The 17645-nt window shown below is 70.9% G+C and carries 19 protein-coding genes and 1 pseudogene; 5 read left to right on the top strand and 15 right to left on the bottom strand.

What is annotated here, in order from left to right:
• Positions 1-41: 41 nt before the first annotated feature.
• Complete coding sequence (locus OV079_RS36580) at positions 42-749, bottom strand: roadblock/LC7 domain-containing protein (protein ID WP_267774170.1); 708 nt, start codon at positions 747-749, stop codon at positions 42-44.
• Positions 746-2536: a response regulator gene (locus OV079_RS36575; RefSeq protein WP_267774168.1), complete on the bottom strand. Its 1791-nt coding sequence runs from the start codon at positions 2534-2536 to the stop codon at positions 746-748. The genes OV079_RS36580 and OV079_RS36575 overlap by 4 nt, the downstream gene beginning before the upstream one ends.
• A 375-nt stretch (positions 2537-2911) precedes the next feature.
• Between OV079_RS36575 and OV079_RS36570 the strand changes: the two genes are divergently transcribed.
• On the top strand, positions 2912-3130 hold the full coding sequence (locus OV079_RS36570; protein WP_267706689.1) for a helix-turn-helix domain-containing protein: 219 nt from the start codon (positions 2912-2914) through the stop codon (positions 3128-3130).
• A gap of 559 nt (positions 3131-3689) precedes the next feature.
• Here the strand turns inward: OV079_RS36570 and OV079_RS36565 are convergent.
• Positions 3690-3914, bottom strand: coding sequence for a hypothetical protein (locus tag OV079_RS36565; RefSeq protein WP_267706691.1), 225 nt, complete (start codon positions 3912-3914; stop codon positions 3690-3692).
• A gap of 111 nt (positions 3915-4025) precedes the next feature.
• Here OV079_RS36565 and epsC point away from each other — a divergent pair, with 111 nt between their 5' ends.
• A complete protein-coding gene (epsC, locus tag OV079_RS56530) occupies positions 4026-5030 on the top strand; it encodes a serine O-acetyltransferase EpsC (protein WP_267774167.1) in 1005 nt (334 codons plus the stop codon).
• 212 nt (positions 5031-5242) lie between these two features.
• Here epsC and OV079_RS36555 read toward each other — a convergent pair whose 3' ends face one another.
• From OV079_RS36555 to OV079_RS36525, 7 genes and pseudogenes are all read right to left on the bottom strand, one after another.
• Entirely contained in the window at positions 5243-6088 is an 846-nt protein-coding gene (locus OV079_RS36555; protein ID WP_267774165.1) for a 3'-5' exonuclease, read from the bottom strand.
• 113 nt (positions 6089-6201) lie between these two features.
• Positions 6202-6348 (bottom strand): zinc-binding dehydrogenase, encoded by a 147-nt coding sequence (locus tag OV079_RS59205; protein ID WP_267778738.1) that lies wholly within the window; start codon positions 6346-6348, stop codon positions 6202-6204.
• Positions 6349-6440: 92 nt separating this feature from the next.
• A pseudogene (locus tag OV079_RS59200) lies at positions 6441-7217 on the bottom strand (alcohol dehydrogenase catalytic domain-containing protein); the annotation flags it as partial.
• Positions 7214-8242 (bottom strand): HEAT repeat domain-containing protein, encoded by a 1029-nt coding sequence (locus OV079_RS36540; protein ID WP_267774164.1) that lies wholly within the window; start codon positions 8240-8242, stop codon positions 7214-7216. The gene OV079_RS36540 and the pseudogene OV079_RS59200, both read right to left, overlap by 4 nt.
• 750 nt (positions 8243-8992) lie before the next feature.
• Entirely contained in the window at positions 8993-10003 is a 1011-nt protein-coding gene (locus OV079_RS36535) for a threonine aldolase family protein (protein ID WP_267774163.1), read from the bottom strand.
• A gap of 8 nt (positions 10004-10011) precedes the next feature.
• On the bottom strand, positions 10012-10236 hold the full coding sequence (locus OV079_RS36530; RefSeq protein ID WP_267774162.1) for a hypothetical protein: 225 nt from the start codon (positions 10234-10236) through the stop codon (positions 10012-10014).
• The gene (locus OV079_RS36525; RefSeq protein WP_267774160.1) at positions 10233-10640 is read right to left on the bottom strand and encodes a hypothetical protein; all 408 of its coding nucleotides are present in this window, start codon (positions 10638-10640) and stop codon (positions 10233-10235) included. Before OV079_RS36525 ends, OV079_RS36530 begins: the two co-directional genes overlap by 4 nt.
• Positions 10641-10726: 86 nt before the next feature.
• Here OV079_RS36525 and OV079_RS36520 point away from each other — a divergent pair, with 86 nt between their 5' ends.
• Positions 10727-11074, top strand: coding sequence for a hypothetical protein (locus OV079_RS36520; RefSeq protein ID WP_267774159.1), 348 nt, complete (start codon positions 10727-10729; stop codon positions 11072-11074).
• Between the two features lie 325 nt (positions 11075-11399).
• Here the strand turns inward: OV079_RS36520 and OV079_RS36515 are convergent, their stop codons facing one another.
• Together OV079_RS36515 and OV079_RS36510 are read right to left on the bottom strand one after the other, a co-directional pair.
• A complete protein-coding gene (locus OV079_RS36515) occupies positions 11400-11972 on the bottom strand; it encodes a HEAT repeat domain-containing protein (protein ID WP_267774158.1) in 573 nt (190 codons plus the stop codon).
• 16 nt (positions 11973-11988) lie between these two features.
• Complete coding sequence (locus OV079_RS36510) at positions 11989-12999, bottom strand: hypothetical protein (RefSeq protein WP_267774156.1); 1011 nt, start codon at positions 12997-12999, stop codon at positions 11989-11991.
• Between the two features lie 558 nt (positions 13000-13557).
• Between OV079_RS36510 and OV079_RS36505 the strand changes: the two genes are divergently transcribed.
• Complete coding sequence (locus OV079_RS36505; RefSeq protein WP_267774154.1) at positions 13558-13992, top strand: hypothetical protein; 435 nt, start codon at positions 13558-13560, stop codon at positions 13990-13992.
• Positions 13993-14281: 289 nt separating this feature from the next.
• On the opposite strand, the gene OV079_RS36500 is transcribed toward OV079_RS36505, so the two are convergent.
• The 3 genes from OV079_RS36500 to OV079_RS60665 form a co-directional block, all read right to left on the bottom strand.
• Positions 14282-14953, bottom strand: a complete 672-nt coding sequence (locus tag OV079_RS36500; protein ID WP_267774152.1) for an alpha/beta hydrolase — start codon at positions 14951-14953, stop codon at positions 14282-14284.
• A 12-nt stretch (positions 14954-14965) separates the two neighbouring features.
• On the bottom strand, positions 14966-16027 hold the full coding sequence (locus OV079_RS36495; protein WP_267774150.1) for a hypothetical protein: 1062 nt from the start codon (positions 16025-16027) through the stop codon (positions 14966-14968).
• 394 nt (positions 16028-16421) lie between these two features.
• Entirely contained in the window at positions 16422-16895 is a 474-nt protein-coding gene (locus tag OV079_RS60665) for a hypothetical protein (RefSeq protein WP_267774148.1), read from the bottom strand.
• Positions 16896-17390: 495 nt separating this feature from the next.
• Here OV079_RS60665 and OV079_RS36485 point away from each other — a divergent pair, with 495 nt between their 5' ends.
• Positions 17391-17576: a hypothetical protein gene (locus OV079_RS36485; protein WP_267774146.1), complete on the top strand. Its 186-nt coding sequence runs from the start codon at positions 17391-17393 to the stop codon at positions 17574-17576.
• Positions 17577-17645: the final 69 nt, after the last annotated feature.

Raw genomic sequence — 17645 nt, 5'->3', positions numbered from 1 at the left:
TCTCCGGAGGACATGTCCCGAGGTTCATCCGCCCGCGTCGCTCAGCGGACGTTCTTCTTCGGCCACAGCCGCGAGTTCCGCATCGCCTGCTGCACGTCGATCTTGAACGTCTCGCGCTCGTCGCGGCTGGTCAGCTGGACCAGCGCGTCGACCAGCACGGGGAACGTGTAGGGCGACGGGTTGACCATCAGCAGCCACTCGCGGATCTGCTCGCGCATCATCACGCCGGCCTCGCCGGCCGTCTTGCCGCCGCGGATGAGGTACGAGGTGAACACGTTCTGCACCTCGCGGAGGACCGGGCCGAGCTCGCCGAGCATCAGGCGGTCGACCTCGTCCTCGGGCTCGGGCATCGGCGCGGAGCCGGCCGACATGCTGCTCTCGGCCGACGAGCTGCCGATCGACGAGCGCAGCCCGGCGAGCCTGGTCTTCAGGACAGCTCGCACCGAGGGCTGGGCCGAGTCGCGCTCGAGCATGATGGTGAGCGTCGCCTCCTCGCGGACGGGGACGATCATCATGCGGGCGGTGTGGAAGGTGATCAGCAGCTCCTCGATGGGCGAGCCGACGGTGGCCGAGGCGACGACCATGCGCCGGACCGTCTTGGCGATGTCGGTCGCGGTGGCGGCGTCGAAGTTGCTCTCGCTGGCGGTGTAACCGCCGTCGACGGTCGCCACCAGCGAGCCGCGGACGCCGGGGAGCCGGTCGAGTTCCTCGAGGAGGCTGACTAGCTGGCGATTCGGCTCGGCGCTCATCGTTTGGTATCGACTCCCATAATCGCGTCGCGGATGGCCTCCGGGTCATGTCCCGGCGCGATGGACAGCACCGCCGAGGTCGCCCCCATGCCGACCATGATCATCTGTTGACCGCTGGCCGAGCGGGCGATCACGCCGTCGAACACGTGATAGCCGAGGGTGCGGGCGATGCGGGCGGCGCCACGCATGTAGAAGCCGGCGAGCGTGACGACGGTGCTGTTGTTGCGCATGTCCTCGGCGATCACCTTGCCGGTGCTCGAGATGATCGCCACGCCGTTGACGCCCTCGAACTGCCAGAACTGGCCGAGCATCAGCTCGCGCGTCTCCGGATCTTCGAGCAGGTCGACGGTGTTGGCCTTCTTGATCGGCCGGGCGTCGCTCCGCGCCGGCTGAGCCGCGGGACCGCGGGCCGCGGCGGAATTCTGGCCCGGCGGGATCGTCGTGGTGCGCACGGCCGGGATCGAGGTCGGGGTGTGGCGCGCCGGCACCGCGGGGATCGAGGCCGGAGTGGCGCGCACCGGTACCGAGGCCGGGGTGGCGCGCAGGGCCGGCACCGAGGTCGGGGTGCCGCGAGCGGGCGTCGGCGACACGGGCTGCGCCACGCGGCGCTCGAGCGTCTGCACGCGGCGGCGCAGCACCGGCACGCCGTCGTTCGACGGCTCGGGCGACCGCTCGCCGGAGCGCTCGGACGACCGCTCGGGGAGCCGCTCGCCGGAGCGCTCGGACGACCGCTCCGGCGCGCGCGGCGGCGGGGCCTTGGGGCTGCGCGCCTCCATCTCGTCGTCGTCCTGCGGCAGCGTCAGATCGTCGATGCGGGCGATCGCCGAGTCGGCCACGCTCGCCATGTCGATGTCGTCGGGCCGCACGTCGGAGGCCCGACGCAGACCGCTGCCGCCGTGCGACGGGCTCGGCTGCGACGGCGGCGGGGCCGAGCGCGGGGGCGAGGTCGCCGGCTTCGGCATCGGCGCGCGCGTCGGCCTCGCCTCGGCGACGGGGCGCGGCGGCGGCGTCGGCTCCGGTTCGGGCGGCGGAGGAGCGGCGCGCGGCTTCTCGTCCTCGCGCTCCTCGACCGTCTCGTCGGTCTGACCGAGGATGCCCTCGTCGGCCTGGCGCGCGGCCTCCATGAGCAAGTGCATGCTCGAGCGGACGATCGTGCGAGCGGGCGGCGAGCGGAACAAGTTCTCGCGGAAGCTGCCGCGGCCGACCGACAGCATCTTGTAGAACGCCTGCTCGCCGCGGATCTCGCCCCACTGCGCGTGCACGATGTCGCCGTGCTCGATCCACAGGTAGCCGGTGCCCGCGTGCGTCGTCAGCACCACGGCCTTGTCGCGGCCCGAGCCGGCGACCATCTGCACGTAGTCGAAGAACTCGACCTCGATCTGGTTGCCGTAGAAGCCCTTGCGGACCCCGCAGGCCTCGATCGCCTTGACGAGCTTGTCGAGGTCGATCGGCTTCTCGACGATCCGCACCGAGCCGCCGCCCTCGTACTGCCCGCGGAACTCCGGAGAGAGCGCCTCGACGATCAGCACCACCGGGATCGACGGGAAGTAGCTGCCGAGCCACTGCAGCAGCTCGGCGCCGTCGCCCGAGGTCGTGTGCAGGTCGCACAGCACGACGTCGAACAGCTCGCGGCGCAGGCGATCGATCGCCTCGCGCGAGCCGCTCGCCGAGGCCGCGACGTGTCCCTCGTGCTTCAGCCGACGCTCGATCGCCGCCTGCAAGAGCATGTCGTCGACCACGACGAGGGTGTGGATGGCGGACGACTTCGGCTTGGCGTTCTGCGGCACGCGGCTCCCTATCTTACTCTGCGCGCCCTTGCGACAGGGCTTTTATGCAACCTAGGACCGGCCTCGGGCCCCGTGCGCTCGGGCCATGGTGAATCCACCATGTTCTCGCGGCTCCGATCCGGCAAACTGGATCGGTTTTGAACTCTTCAAGGCCGTCCGAGGAGCCAGCAAGTGTAGCTCCGCCCGACGGCAAGGGGTGTGAACCGCCCCACGAAGTGGACTGGCGTTCGGTGCAACCGGGGGCGTGATCGCGCGCAAACGATGTTATCTTCCGCATAATACAAAACGATGTTCAGTTTCGGCGACTGTTCTTTTTGGATGCCGCCTTACAAAAACGTCCTTCCCTGTCCCCAAGCCTTGGCCTATCCTGCCGCCATGCGCCTCATCCTCGAAGATCTGAATCTGAATGCCGCCGAACGTATGCTGTGCGTGGAAGCGCTCAACGCCGCCGGTAGCATCGTCGAAGCCGCTCAGCTGCTTGGAATCACCCGCCACGCCCTCAAGCGTCGCATTATCAAGCACCGCATCGAGTGGCCCCGCCCGAACAGCACCGTGGCGAGCGATTCCGCGGCGGTAAGCGCCTCGGCTAGCTGACCTCCCGGGCCTCGGAGCCTCCTCACCTCCGAAGCCCCAGCCAGCGCGTGACCCCCGGTCACGCGCTGTTTCGTTCAGCGGGCTGTTCGGCGCGAAGTGCCCCGATTCCGCGTCCTGCGCACGTTTTTGGCGTGGCGCGATCGGCAGGTCGGAGCCCGGCGGACGGCTTTGCGGGCGCTCCGGAGATCTCACGGGGATCTCGCCAAGTTTTTCCGGATCCCAGAGTGCAGGTGTCGTTTCGCCATTCTGGCCGGTCCGGCGGGCGGACAGCGGGAGAGCCATGTTCGCCAGAATGGGCGAACGCGCGCGGCGGCGGACGACGTTTGGAAGTTTTGTTCGAGCTCCGCGACTGCGCGAAGAAGCGCGTCAGCGGTTCAGTGTGAAGTGAAAAGGCAGTTTTACTTCACTGCAATTGAGGTGAGCTTGAACAACAGTTCGGCTCGCTGGCGAAGGGCCGAAAGCCGGCGTACCCACGGGTCGAACCGCGCATCCCGCCACCCGAACCCCACGAACCAGCGCTCAGACACGCGCTGGCTGATTCACCAGCTCCCCGACGACCTCAGAGGTCCGGGTCGTCGTCGTCGCTCAAGATCTCCGCTTGTGCGCGCTCGATCTGCTCCGCGAGCGAACGCAACGCCTCCTGCACCTCCGGCGCGGCGTCGGGCACGCAGAGCTCAGGACGTCGCAACAACTCGAGGACACTCGTCCAGCCGGACAAGAAAGCCGCGAGCTGCGGCCCGCTCAGCCCCTCCGTGCGACCGAGGAGCAACTGTTGGACGAGCATGTGGAGCGGTAACGCGGGCAAACCTGCACCAGCTTAAACCCGGTCCGCGTGCGACGCCAAAAAACCACATGCCGCGTGGAGTCGGCCCCCGCTTCGACTATGGTTCTCGCCGTGAACGACCACGAACGCCGGCTCGCGAGCGTCGTCGAGGGGGTCCTCGAGTCGTACCGCGACCACGGGAACATCAACCACATCGACGGCAACAACCTGCCCGCCCGCAGCGAGGTCTCCGAGCTGCTCGACGACGTGCTGTCGATCGTGTTCCCGGGCTACTTCAACTACGAGCCGCTCGACGACCTCACCGTCCGGTACTTCGTGGGAGCCCGCTGCGCCCGGATCTTGCGCCGCCTCGAGCAGGTCGTCACCCGCTCGCTCGCCGTCGATTGCACGGGCCGCCGGCCGGTCGACGAGATCGCCCGGGCCGCCCACGAGCACGCGCTCGAGCTGCTGCAGGCGATCCCGTCGATCCGCGCCGCCCTCGCCGCCGACGTCCAGGCCGCCCTCGCCGGCGACCCGGCCGCCTGCAGCGACGCCGAGATCATCATGAGCTACCCCGGCGTCACGGCGATCGCGGGCCACCGGATCGCCCATCACCTCTACCAGCGGCGCGTGCCGCTGCTGCCCCGCATGATCGCGGAGATCTTGCACAGCCGCACGGGCATCGACATCCACCCCGGGGCGACCATCGGCCGCAGCTTCTTCATCGACCACGGCACCGGGGTGGTGATCGGCGAGACTTCCGTGATCGGCAACCGCGTGAAGCTCTACCAGGGCGTCACCCTCGGCGCGCTCTCGGTCAAGTCGCGCGAGGCCGGCCGCAAGGTCCAGCGCCACCCGACGATCGAAGACGATGTCACCGTGTACGCCGGCGCCACGATCCTCGGCGGCGATACGGTGATCGGTCGCGGCTCCACCATCGGCGGCAACGTGTGGCTCACCCGCAGCGTCCCCCCAGGCACCACCGTGGTCCTCGATACGCCCACGCTCCGCTTCTTCGCCCTCAACGGCGAGAAGAACGGGCTGGAGAAGAGCGCGCTGGAGAAGAGCGCGATGGAGAAGAGCGCGCTCGAGAAGAGCGCGCTCGAGAAGCACGGTGACAAGTCCGGAGCGCCCTGAACACCCGCCGCGGTGAGCGCACGATCGACCGGGCCTGCGCGGCCCGCCTACGCCGGTTCGGAATGCAGACTGGCAATAAAGCGGGTGATGGCGGTGCCGAACGCCCCGCTGTCACCAACCGGCACGGCTCGTCGCCGTGAGGCGGCCTTGATTTGCTTCTGTCTCGAAGGACATGTCCGGAGCGACATGTCCTCTCGAGAAGGTCGCTCCGGTCAGCTCTCGGTCTCGCGCGGGCGCAAGCGGATCCGGCCGGTCAGGGCGTCGCGGACGATGCCCTTGGTGTCTTCGTCGAAGTTGCCGGTGACGATCGAGCGCATGTAGGCGCGCTCGGTCGGCTCGCTGGCGGCCCAGCGCAGCGACTTGCCCTTGAGGCGGCCGAAGTTGAAGACCGGCTCGTTGTCGCGCCAGATGAAGCGGCGGGCGCCGTCGACGTAGCCGGCGCTGGTGATGTTGGAGACCTCGTGCAGGGCCTCGATCTCGAGGCCGAGCTCGCCGTAGCGCTCGAGCTGGCCGGCGAACACCTCGAGCGTGGCGATCGTGTCGGCCTCGGCGCCGTGGGCGTCGACGAACTCTTTCTCGCAGTAGAAGCGCATCGCCGCGGTGAGGTTGCGCGGCTCCTTCTGGTGGTAGATGACCTGGGCATCGATGACGCGCACGCCGGACAGGTCGAAGGCCTTGCCGACGCGGGCGCACTCGGTCTGCATCACCCGGACGTCGAAGCGGCCGACGTTGAAGCCGGCGAGGTCGCAGCCGCGGAGGTAGCTGAGCAGCTCCTCGGCGATCTGGCCGAAGGTCGGCTTGTCGGCGACGTCGTCGTTGGTGATGCCGTGGATCTCGCTGGCCTCGATCGGGATCCGCACGCCGGGGTTGATCCGCCAGGTGCGCGGCGGCTCGACCCCGCGCTCGGCGCTGAGGCGGATCATCGAGATCTCGACCACTCGATCGAGCGCAGGGTCGGTGCCCGTGGTCTCGGTGTCGAAGAAGATGAGCGGCCGCTTGAGTCCGCGGAGAAACTCGGCGAAGCGCGGACCGAGCTGTTCCACCGTCGGGATGGGCATGCGTGGACTGAGCATGGCGACGCGTGGGGTTATACCCGGAACTTCCGGCGGCGGGAGGTGGGCTTCGATCTGGCTCAGACCAAGTCGCCGGCGCGCGGCGCACTCGCGCGGCGCTAGGGGACGACCTCCAGCACGGTCTTGCCGACCGAGCGCCCCGACTCGAGCAGGCGGTGGGCGGCCTGAACCTGGTCCCAGGGCAGGGTGGTGGTGCGCGTGCCCAGCAAGACCCCCTGGTCGAGGAGGTCGGCGACCCGCGCCAGGATCGCTCCCTGGCGCGACGGGGCGGCCGCGAAGAGGGGCGGGTGAACATGTACTCGAAGGAGAGGTGACCGCGCTTGCGGAACAGCGGACCGAGGTCGAGCGGACCGCTCGGGGCGACGATCCCGCAGACGTGGCCGAACGGCCGCACGACCTCGAGCACCTGCGGCAGGTTCTGCGTCGGCTGGACGGTGTTGAGCACGAAGTCGACGCCGTCGTCGCCGACCTCCCGGAGCTGGGCGAGGAGCGGCTTCGTGTGGTCGATCACCGCGTCGGCGCCCAGCCTGCGGCACCACGCGGCGCTCTCCTCCCGCGAGGCGGTGGCGACCACGCGGAGGCCGCACACCTGGCGCGCGATCTGGATGGCCATCGAGCCCACGCCTCCGGCGCCGCCGACGACCAGCAAGGTGCGCGCGTGCTCGCTGCTGCGATCGGTGGGGGTGATCCCCATGTTCTCGACCAGCGCCTCCCAGGCGGTGAGGGCGGTCAGCGGGATCGCGGCGGCGTCGCGGTGCGACAGGGTCTTGGGGCGATGCGCGACGATCCGCTCGTCGACGGCGACGTACTCGGCGTACGAGCCGGGGCGGGCGACGTTGCCGGCGAAGTAGACCTCGTCACCGACGCGGAAGTGCTCGACGTCGCCGCCGACCGCGGTGACGACGCCGCTGGCGTCCCAGCCGAGGATCAGCGGCGGCGACGGGACGGGGCTGCCCGGCGAGCTGCCGCGCCGGACCTTGGTGTCGACCGGGTTGGTGGCGGTGGCGTGGACGCGCACGACGAGGTCGCGCGGGCCCGGCTCCGGCTCGGGGACGTCGACGAAGGCCTGCAGGACCTCGGGGCCGCCGAAGATGGTCTGACCGATCGCTCTCATGGGTGCGTCGCCGAGGGGTCGAGCTTGATCGCGCCGCTCGCAGCGCCGCCGCCGCCACCGGCGGGCTTCGGCTCGGGCGAGGTCGGCCGCGCGGCGTTGGTGATCGGGCGCCCGGCCTTTTTCGCGGCCTTCTCGGCGGCCCGTCGCTTGCGCAGCATGAGCTCGGCCTTGCGAGCGATCCGGTGGCTCTTGCGATCCTTGGCGAGGGACTCGAGCTCGGGCAGCCAGATGATGCCCTCCGGATCGATCTGCTCGAGCGCGAGGAAGGCCTGCAGCCGGACCTCGCGCTCGTCGTCGCTGAGCGCCTTGACCAGGACGTCGCGCGACTTGGGCAGGCGCAGCATGCCGAGCGCCTGGACGGCGGCGGCGCGCAGGTCCCAGTCGGCGTCGAAGGTGCTCGAGTAGAGCTCAGGGAACAGCTCCTCGCCGTTGCGCGCGAACCCGGCGGTGCGCGCGGCGGCGATGTTGACCTCGGAGTCCTCGTCCTTGAAGCCGCGCCGCAGACCGTCGACGTTGTAGGGCGCGCCGGCGTAGCGCATGACCTGGACCAGTTGCTTGCGCACCTTCGGCGAGGCGTCGAGCGCGACCAATGCGGCGGCGCCCTCCTGCCAGTCGCCGCCGGTCAGCGGCAGCGCCTCGACGAGGGCGCAGCGGACCTTGACCGGATCCTGGCTCTGCAAGAGCCTGCGCAAAAGGACAGGCGCGACCTTGGGGTCCTGCAGCTCGCCGGGCGAGAAGAACACGGCGTCCTCGACCTTGCGGTCGGGCTGCAGCTGCTCGAGGCGAGCGAGCCGGGCCGGGTCGGCGCTCTGCATGGCGGCGACGCCGATGGCGACGCGGTCGCGCCAGTCGACCTGCAGCTCGGCGGTGCCGGCGGTAGTGGCTGGCCCTGAGGACAGGTTCTTCGAAGCCGCCGGCGCACCCGGCGAGGCGGGCGCGGCAGTCGTCGCGGTGCGCACAGGTCCGGGCGCGACGGGCGCAGCGAACGCGAGGGCGGCGACGGTGAAGGCGAGGATGATGGCCATCGCCCCCCAGCGTGAAGAAGCGTGCCGAGGCGTGCAAGCGCGCAGCGACCTGGCCGGCTTTCCGCCCCAGATCGGGGCTGCGTGAGAATACCGGCTCTAGCCCTCAAGGCGTCCGCCGCGCTTGTCTCTAGGCCTCAGGCGAGGGCGAAAAGCCGCACACGAGCGACTTTGACCTGTTTTTAAGACATGTCGAAGGGGGCATGTCCCGAGGTGCGGCGGTCAAGTGTCCGGCGCTGGATCCCGCGACGCGACGAGAGTCGCTCGGGCAGAGAGTGCCGGAGCGAGCCTTCGGGCGGACGCGGAGATCGACGTTGATGCTCCCTCTCGCGGTTAGTCGCGAGCGCTCGCGGGCCGAGAGCGTGGAACATCTCGCGTTAGCGAGGATGCGAGAGCGCTTGGAACGTCTCGCTTTGCGAGGATGCGAGAGCGCTTGGAACATCTCGCGTTGCGGGGAGGCGAGAGCGCTTGAACATCTCGCGTTTGCGAGGAGGCGAGAGCGCTTGAACATCTCGCGTTTGCGAGGAGGCGAGAGCGCTTGAAACATCTCGCGTTAGTGAGGATGCGAGAGCACTTGGAACATCTCGCGTTTGCGAGGACGCGAGAGCGCTTGAACATCTCGCGTTTGCGAGGACGCGAGAGAGACGCGTCGCGGGCGCTCGAGTCGGGGGTGCCGCTCTCGGCTCGCTCAGGGCGGCGGGATGTCGGCGAGGAAGGCGTCGATGTCGGCGGGGGTGGTGGCGAAGCTGCACATCAGGCGAGCGCGCGCGCCGACGGGGTGGCGAACGGGTAGTAGGCGTGGCCGCGGTTGCGCAGGCGGCGGTCGACGGCCGGGGGCAGGTCGACGAACACCGCGTTGGACTCGCGCGGGAAGGCGGGCACAAGGCCGCGGATCCGCAGGCCCGCGGCCAGGCGCTCGGCCATCGTCGCCGCGACGGTCGCGTGGCGGACCCACGCGCCGTGGGCGAGCACGCGGTTGAACTGGCCCGAGACGTAGCGGTGCTTGCTCAGCAGGTGGCCGGTCGACTTGCGAAGGAACGGCAGGCGCTCGGCGGCCCGGGCCGCGGCGGGCGACGGGCCGGTGAACAGCACCACCGCCTCGCCGATCGCCAGGCCGGCCTTGGTGCCGCCGAACGAGAGCGCGTCGACGCCGGCGTCGACGGTGAGCGCGCGGCAGGCTGCCTCTTCGGACAGGTCGTGCGCGCGCATGACGTGGGCCACGGCCTGGCTGAAGCGCGCGCCGTCGACGTGGACGCGGAAGCCGTGCTCGTGGGCGAGGCGGCACAGCGCCGCCAGCTCGGCCGGGGCGTAGACGGTGCCGAGCTCGGTCGGGTTCGACAGGGTGAGCACGCCGGGCGCGGGCTCGTGGACGTCGCCGCGGCGACCGACGAGGTGCGGCAGGAGGTCTTCGGGGGCGAGGCGGGTCGGGTCCGCGCCGGGCTCGATCGGCGTCGTGCGGCACATCGTGATGCGCTCGGGCGCGGTCGACTCGTCCTCGTTGTAGTGGCTGTAGCGGTGGCACAGGACCCGCTGCCACGGCTCCGTCATCGCGGCGATCGCCAGGGTGTTGGCGGCCGTGCCGGTGGCGACGAAGAACACCGCCGCGCGGGCCTCGGCGCCGAACAGGCCGGCGACCCGCGTCGCGGACTTGCTGGTGACGTCGTCGCCCCCGTAGGCCACCGCGTCGCCTTGCGCCGCCTCGACCAACGCCGCCAGCGCCTCCGGGACCAGGCCTGCGTTGTTGTCGGAGCGGAAGTTCGCCATGCTGTCCTTCAGGTCATGTCCTGGCGAGCAGGAGCGCGAGAGATGTTCTTGCTGTCCTTGGGGACATAAAGCGCGGCGGCCGGGGGAGTCGGCGCCACCGCGACGATGGGCAGGCTGTCCTCCAGGGCATGTCGCGGCGGCCAGGTCTGCGGTTCGCCGCGGCGCACGGCCGGGACGGCGCGGACCAGGTCGACGACGGGGAACGGGCGGGGTTTCGTCGTGCTGCGGGTCATGTCGAGGCAACCAGGTAGGTCAACCAGATCTCCTGGTTCTGCTCGTGGGCGATCTCGCGGTATTCGGTCGTGCCGTCCTCTTCGTCGGTGTACTCCCAGAACACCCGCGGCGCGGCGAAGCCCGCCTCCTCGAGGAGGTCGCGCAGCTCGGGCACCGTCCACACGCGCCAGCGGTAAGCGAACGCCGGCTCGATGCGCGAGCCGTCGGGGAAGGCGAAGCTGATCGAGCAGCGCGCGGTGTGGTCGAGCGGGTTGAACTCGCTGTGGTCCCACAGGTACGAGAAGCCGTCGTACTCGCGGCGCTCGTGGTAGTCGGCCACGGCCTCGGTGCCGCCGATGCAGTCGAGCACGAACAGGCCGCGCGGGCGCAGCGAGCGGCGGACGTTGCGGAAGTAGGCGAGCAACTGCTGGCGCGAGGGCAGCAGGAAGTAGCTGAAGTTGAGGGCGCAGACGACGTCGGCGCGGTGCTCGAGGGGGCGAGGACGTCGGCGTGGACCAGCTCGATGCGGCTGGCGATGGTGGGGCCGGCGGGGCCGAGGTTGTGGCGGCGGGCCCAGGCGAGCGCCTCGGCGTCGAGGTCGACGCCGATCGACCGGCGCTGGGGGCCGCGCTTGGCCCACTCGGTGGCCAGCAGCGCGGTGCCGCAGAAGTCCTCCTTGAGCACCTTGGGCTTGACGCCGCGCATCTCGTTGTAGACGCGCTCGATGAATTCGATGTTGTCGACGGGGGCGTTGACTGCCTCTTGATAGAGGGCGAAGCGGTCGGCCTGTTCGGCGAGGGTTTGCTTGCGGGCGGTGGAGCGGCTGGCCATGAGGCTTTGAGGAGCGCGGGAAGCTAGCACACCCGCGGGTCCGACCGCTACGCCGCCGCCGAGCCGTGCGGGCGCTCCGTGCTGCGGGTCGCTTCACGCGTCGCATCTTCATGCTCGCGGACGAGTCGTCGTCGCGTGGCCGCTGCGCGCGGAGGGCTCGTCGTGTTGGCCTCGTGCGGAGGCTCCGTCGACGCGGCTCGCCGACGGCGTCGCGTCCGTGCGGAGGCTCCGTCGGGCCCGCTTCGTGCGCAGGCTTTCGCGCGACGACGTCGGAGCGGCTCGTCCGCTGTCGGTGCTCGCGCATCGCGGACGGCCCGGACCGGACCTCCGGCCGCACGACCGTCCGCAAAGGTCAGCCCTGCTCGTCCGCGGCCTGGTCCTCGATGCGCTCGACCGCCCAGGCCAGCCGGTCGCGCGTCCGGTCGTCCTGCTCGGCGTCGAGGGCCGCCTGCAGCGCCGGCAGGTCGGCCGGCCCGCCGAGCTTGCCGAGGCCCTCGGCGGCCAGCAGGCGCACGCGCGGGTCGTCGTGCCGAACTGCCTCGAGGAACAGGTCGTGAAGGACAGGGCTCGAAGACCATGACCGAAGAGACCGGCGGCAGATCGCCCGGACCTGGTCGTCGGGGTCGCGCAGGCCCTGGGCGATGAAGGGGACGTGGTCGGGGAAGCGGGCGCTGAGGGCGTGGGCGGCGGTCCGACGGGCGTCGAGGTCGCCGCTCATCCACTTGGCGAGGACGGCGGGGGTGGCGACGGTGCGGACGGCCTCGCGGTAGGCGACCGCGTCGGGGCCCTCCATGAAGTCGTTCATGGCGTCGACGAGGGCCGCGAAGGCGCGGTCGTCGTGCTCGGCGGCGAGGGCCTTGGCGGCGGCGGGCGAGGGGTTGTCGGCGAACGCCTGGACTCGGCTGGCGAAGTCGGGGGTGGACATGGTCGGCTCCGTGAAGTCAGGCGCGGCGGCCGAGGTCGGCGACGTGGCTCGGGCCCCGGGCGTCGTCGCCGGGGTTGTCGGGGTTGACCGCGTGGAGGGATTGCAAGATCTGCGAGAACGTGCGCCGCTGCAGCAGCTCGTCGAGCAGCTTCAGCATGGTGTCGCCGATCATGCTCCAATAGGTGACGCGGCGGGTGCCGATCAGGTCGAGGCCGCCGGCGTTGGCCTTCGGGTTGAGCTTGCGCAGGTTGTAAAAATAATCGTTGGTGCGGCAGCCGTTGAACAGCCACAGCCGGTAGCGCTTGTCGAACGCCTGCTTCGACATGCGGCGGATGTTGGGGTCGGTCTTGAGCTGATCGACCATGACGTGCGCGCCGAACTCGGCGGTGTGATAGTTGCGCAGGTTGATGACGAGGTTGCCGGAGTTGACGCGGCGGATCTGCAGGCGGCCCCGGGCGACCAGGGCGCGGTACTCGACCAGCGGCGAGCGCTTGCTCGTCCGCCCGCGCTCGACCAGGAACTCCTCGAGGTCCTTGTACTCGCTGAAGCTGGCCTCGATCGCGCCCTTGTCGTCGACGAGGTCGGCGGTGAAGTTGTAGTCGAAGTCGGGGCCGGTGCCGTAGCGGCCGTGGCCGCCGTACATCGCCACGTCGCAGCGACCGAGGCCGTCGAGGAAGGCGGAGGCCGCGTCGCCGCCGGCGCTGCCGTCGCCCGCGCGCACGAGGGTGACGACGACGTCGACCGGGCGGCCGGCGGCGTCGGTGGCGGCGGCTCCGGCGATCCAGTGCTCGGCGGGTCGCTGGGGGACGACGCGCTTGCCGGCGGCGATCCGCGCGAGCGCGCCGGCGTCGTCGCGCGAGAAGCCGCGCGCGACCAGGCCGGTCTCGAGCAGCTGGTCTTGCGAGCGGTTGGCGCCGTACTCGTCGAAGCCGCAGGCGATCACGACGGTGCAGAGCTGGTCGGCGAACAGTCGCTCGTACCAGGGAGAGCCGGGCGGGGCGAGGGTTCCGTTGATGCGCAGCGCCATGCAGGCTGGAGCATAACCGAGTCGGCGCGAGCCTCGCACGCGCGCGACTTCGCGGCGCGAATGTGCGAGGATGCGCCCGCCATGAGGTCCATGCGCTCGCGAGCGATCTGCGTGACGGTGTCGCTGACGTTGACCCCGTCGCTCGTGTACGCGGCGCCGATGAACGTCGCACCTGCAACAATCCGGCGAGAACTCGGTTCGGGCGGCGCGTCGACGAGGTTCGAGGGATCGATCCTTCCTGGCGCGACGACGGCGACGGGGGTGGCGACGTCCGCGGGACCGAAAGCCGCGATGAAGGTGGCTCCGTTTGCGCCGGGGTCGACGAGTCCGGGCGCGACGACCCCGACGGAGACGAGCGCGACGACGGCGACGACGACGGCGCCTGCGGAGGCGACTGCGCCGGCAGAGTCGACGACGAAGACGAGTGCGCCGGCAGAGTCGACGACGGGACCGACTGCACCGGCCAGCTCGCCCGCGCGCGCCGAGGGGACGAAACCGGCAGCGCCGCCGGAGAGCGCCGAGGCGCCGCCGACGACGGCTCCGGGCGGATCTGTGGCCGTGGAGACGCCGCCGGAGCCGGGGCGCTCGAAACCGCGGACGTGGCAGATCTACCAGCGGCCGTTGCCCGGGGCGGAGCACAGCTGGGGGCCGCCGAACGGGCAGATGCCGGCGGTGGTGGAGGTGTCCGAGGCGCCGATCGATCCGGACAAGACCCCGCCCAACGGGACCCCGCGCATGATCATCGGCGCGGCGCTCGGCACGATCGGGCTGGTGGTGTTCGGCCTCGGGATCGCGGCGCGCACGACCGACGTGTTCGGCGAAGACCGTCGCGCAGGGGTGCCGCTGATCGGCGGCGGCCTGGTGGCCGCAGCGATCGGCTGGGGCCTGTTCACCCACGGGGTGCTGCGCCGCAAGGCGTTCCTCCGCTGGCAAGAAGGCCGGGCGACGGTGGCCCCGACGATCGGCGGAGCCACGCTGCTGCTGCGCTTCTGATCTCTCGCCGCTCTTGGCGGGGGCAGTTCACGTGCCGTGGGCAGCGACGTCGATGGATTCGCGGAGGACGTGGTGCTGTCTATTTAAAAATGAAGCTGTCGTCACTCTTGGCGAGGGCAAGTCACGCGTCGTGGACGGCGACGCGGATGGGTTCGCGGAGGACGGGGTGCTGTCCGAAAGGACATGTGATTGGCGAACCGCCTCGGCGTGCAGCTCGCGGCCGCGACGTCTCACATGCCTCGAGGGACATGTTCATGAAGACATGCACCGCTTCTCGGCAGAGAGGGCTTCAGCGCGGGAGGCGTTCGTGAAGCCAGCCGGACACGAGCTCGAGCTCGGCGGTCGAGACCTCGTGCTGGATCGGGTAGTCGTGCCAGCGGACGTCGCGGCCGGGGCGGAGGGCGGCGTCGTGGGCGGCGCGGCCGGCGAACATCGGCACCAGCGGGTCGTGGCGGCCGTGGCAGAACAGGGCGGGGGTGTCGAAGTTGGCGCGGGTCAGCTCCTCGCGCTTGTCGGCCAGGAGCTCGTAGGCGCTGAGGACGAGCAGGCCGGCGAGGGTCTCGGGGTGACGCGAGCCGGTGTAGAGGGCCATGGCGCCGCCCTGGCTGAAGCCGCCGAGGACGATGCGCTCGCTGGCGATCCCACGGGCGTTCTCGCGGGCGATGAGGCGGTTGATGGCGGCGGCGCTGGCCCGGATGTGGGCCTCGTCTTCGCGCGGGCCGGCGTGCGGGTCGAAGCCGAGGCTGCGGATGTCGTACCAGGCGGGCATGACGTAGCCGCCGTTGATCGTGATCGGCATCGCGGGGGCGTGCGGGAGGATGAAGCGCGCCCACGGCAGGCCGAACAGCGGTACGGCCGGCTCGAAGTCGTGGCCGTCGGCGCCGAGGCCGTGGAGGAAGATGACGCTGGCGGTGGCGGGGACCTTGGCGTCGACCTCGACGCAGGGGAGCATTTCGTTCATGACTGCACGCGCTCACTCGGCGGCGGCGCCGAAGAAGATTTCGCTGACCTTGCCGCGCTCGGCGTCGAAGGTGAAGATGACGCCGCTATAGACCGAACCGGCGACGAAGGACAGCTCGTCCTGCTCCTCCTCGGGGTCGCGGTCGGCGAGATAGGCGGTCTCGACGGACTTGTAGCTGTCGCCGAGGCCGATCCCGCGAGCCGTGCGCAGGGCGCAAGGAGCGAACGCGCGGATGGCGGCGAGCGCGTAAGGGCCGCGCTTGTCGGCGGCCTCGAGGGTGAGCTCGAGGCCCTTGTCCGGCCAGCTCCACTGCTGGACGTAGCTGCCGGTCGCCTCGGACAGCTGGGCCGGGCCCCGGCGCCCGCGATCGCCGAGCAGCCGGGGAAGCTCGGCGGCGGGCAAGCCGATCTTGAGCTCGCCGAGCCGCTCGCGGCCGAGGATCGACGGCAGCTCCTCGGTCGGCTCGCCGTCACCGGCGCCGGCGTCGGGCGGACCGGGCAGCAGGCAGGCGCCAAAGCTGACCCAAGCGCCAGGTCGATCGCTCGGCTTCCACTGCTCGCGCCCGCCGAGGAGGTCGCCCGGGTGCTCGGCGACGATCTCGCGGCAGACGTGCGTCAGGGAGCGGGGGACGATCGCGCTGCTGCCGGCGCCACGCGCCTTGCGCTCGAGGCCCTTGCAGTCGGCCTCGGCCTTGCGACAGGCCGTGGCAGGGGTCGGGCCGACGCGCGAGTAACAGGCGCACCACCAGCGGGCCTGCGCGTCGGCGGGAGGTGGGCTGGCCGCGGGGACAGGTGATGTTTGGCTGTCCGTGGGGACAGGCGTTGCTTGGCTGTCCGTGGGGACAGGTGATGATTGTCTGTCCGTGGGGACAGGTAGGGGCGATCTGGTCTTCGGGGCAGGGATCGGAGACGAGGTGTCCTCAGAGACAGGTGCATGGGGCGAGCTGTCCGCGGGGAGGGGCGAGGCCGCGTGGGGCTCGGGGGCGCTCGCAGGGGCGCCGCAGGCCGCCGACAGGAAGGCGAGCGCCGCGGCGCTCGGGCGCACGAGCAGGAGACGGCGCGAGGGAAGGAGCACGACCCGTGGTCGCAGACGGCCAGGGAACGGTCAAGCGCGGCGGCGGGCGAGGACGCGCGACGAGCGGGCTCGACGGTTGCGATTCATTCTCGAGTTGCCCGGCGAGTCGAGCGCGTTGGGCGACGAAACGATGTTCGTCTCCGGGCAAACCAGACAGCAGGCCGCGCTCTTGCGGGTGCGATCACTGCAGTCGCGCTCGAGCGAGCGCGAGTCGTCGAGGTCGGCTTGCTCGAGCGCTGCGGGTAGCAGTCGCGCTCGAGCGAGCGCGAGTCGTCGAGGTCGGCTTGCTCGATCGCCGCAGTTAGCAGCCGCGCTCGAGCGAGCGCGAGTCGTCGAGGTCGGCTTGCTCGAGCGCTGCGGGCAGCAGTCGCGCTCGCGCGCGTGCGAGTCGGCGTCAGTACTTCATCCACTGCAGGCAGCAGTAGCGGGCGCCGAAGGCCGAGCCGAAGTTCTCGTCCTCGTCGAAGTTGGCGCAGTTGGTGTCGTTGACGCGGATGCCCCGGTCGTCGTCGACGCGGTCGCCCATCCAGGTGTTGAGCTGCAGCGTCATGCCCGTGGCGCAAGCGCGGCGGACTTGCTCGTAGGTGCAGAGATACGCGCCGCCGTAGGCGGTGCGGCAGCGATCGGCGCTCTGGTACCAGTTCTGATTGCCGCCGGCGGTGTCGTAATAGAGGCACAGCAGCGAGGTGGCCGTGTTGACCTGGAAGGTCGAGAAGGCGGGGTAGTTCGGGCAGGCGGCCACGCTGGTGGGGCCGGGGACGCCTTGCGGGCCCTGCGGGCCGGTGTCGCCCTTGGGGCCTTGAGGGCCTTGAGGGCCCGTGGCGCCGGTGGGACCGGTCGGGCCCTCGGGTCCCGCGGGGCCTTGCACGCCCTGGGGACCTTGCGCGCCCATCGGGCCCATCGGACCGGTGGCGCCCATCGGGCCTTGCGGGCCCTGAGGACCGGCGGGGCCCGGCTCGCCCATCGGTCCCTGTGCTCCTGTGGGCCGGCAGGGCCGGCGGGACCGGCTGGGCCATCGGCACCCGCGGGGCCGGCAGGGCCTTCGGGGCCGGCAGGACCGGCAGGGCCCGCGGGACCGGCGGGACCCTCGGCGCCGGCGGGACCTGCAGGACCTTCGGCGCCGGCAGGACCGGCAGGGCCGGCGGGGCCGGCGGGACCTTCGGCGCCGGCAGGACCCGCGGGGCCCTCGGAACCGGCAGGACCGGCGGGCCCGGGCGGACCCGCGGGGCCGATCAGGCCGGAAGGATCGCCGACCCACTGGCCGCTCTCGTTGATGACCTGGCCGAAGCCCTGAATGTTGACGCTGGTGGGGTTGATCTCGCCGCGGACGTCACCGGCGAACATGGCGTAGGGGACGCTGACGATGGCGGCGCGCGGGGTCATCTCCGGGTCGGAGCCGACAGTGATGCCGAGCCAGCGGGTGCTGCCGTCGAAGACGACCTCGTCGAGGACGAGCTGTTCGCCGAGGCGGACGGAGAAGAAACCCTCATCGAAGGTGACGCTGATGGTCTCGGCCCAGATCTCGTTGCCCGCGACCTCGGCGTCGTAGATGGCGAAGGTGATGTCCTGGGTGCCGTCGACGGGGACGCCGCCGGCGTCGAAGAGGCGGCCCTGGTGA

Source organism: Nannocystis pusilla, from assembly GCF_026626665.1.
In the GTDB taxonomy this organism is placed as follows: domain Bacteria; phylum Myxococcota_A; class Polyangia; order Nannocystales; family Nannocystaceae; genus Nannocystis; species Nannocystis pusilla.
Note: the sequence above shows the minus strand (reverse complement) of the source record. Positions and strands in the feature narration are given on the sequence as shown.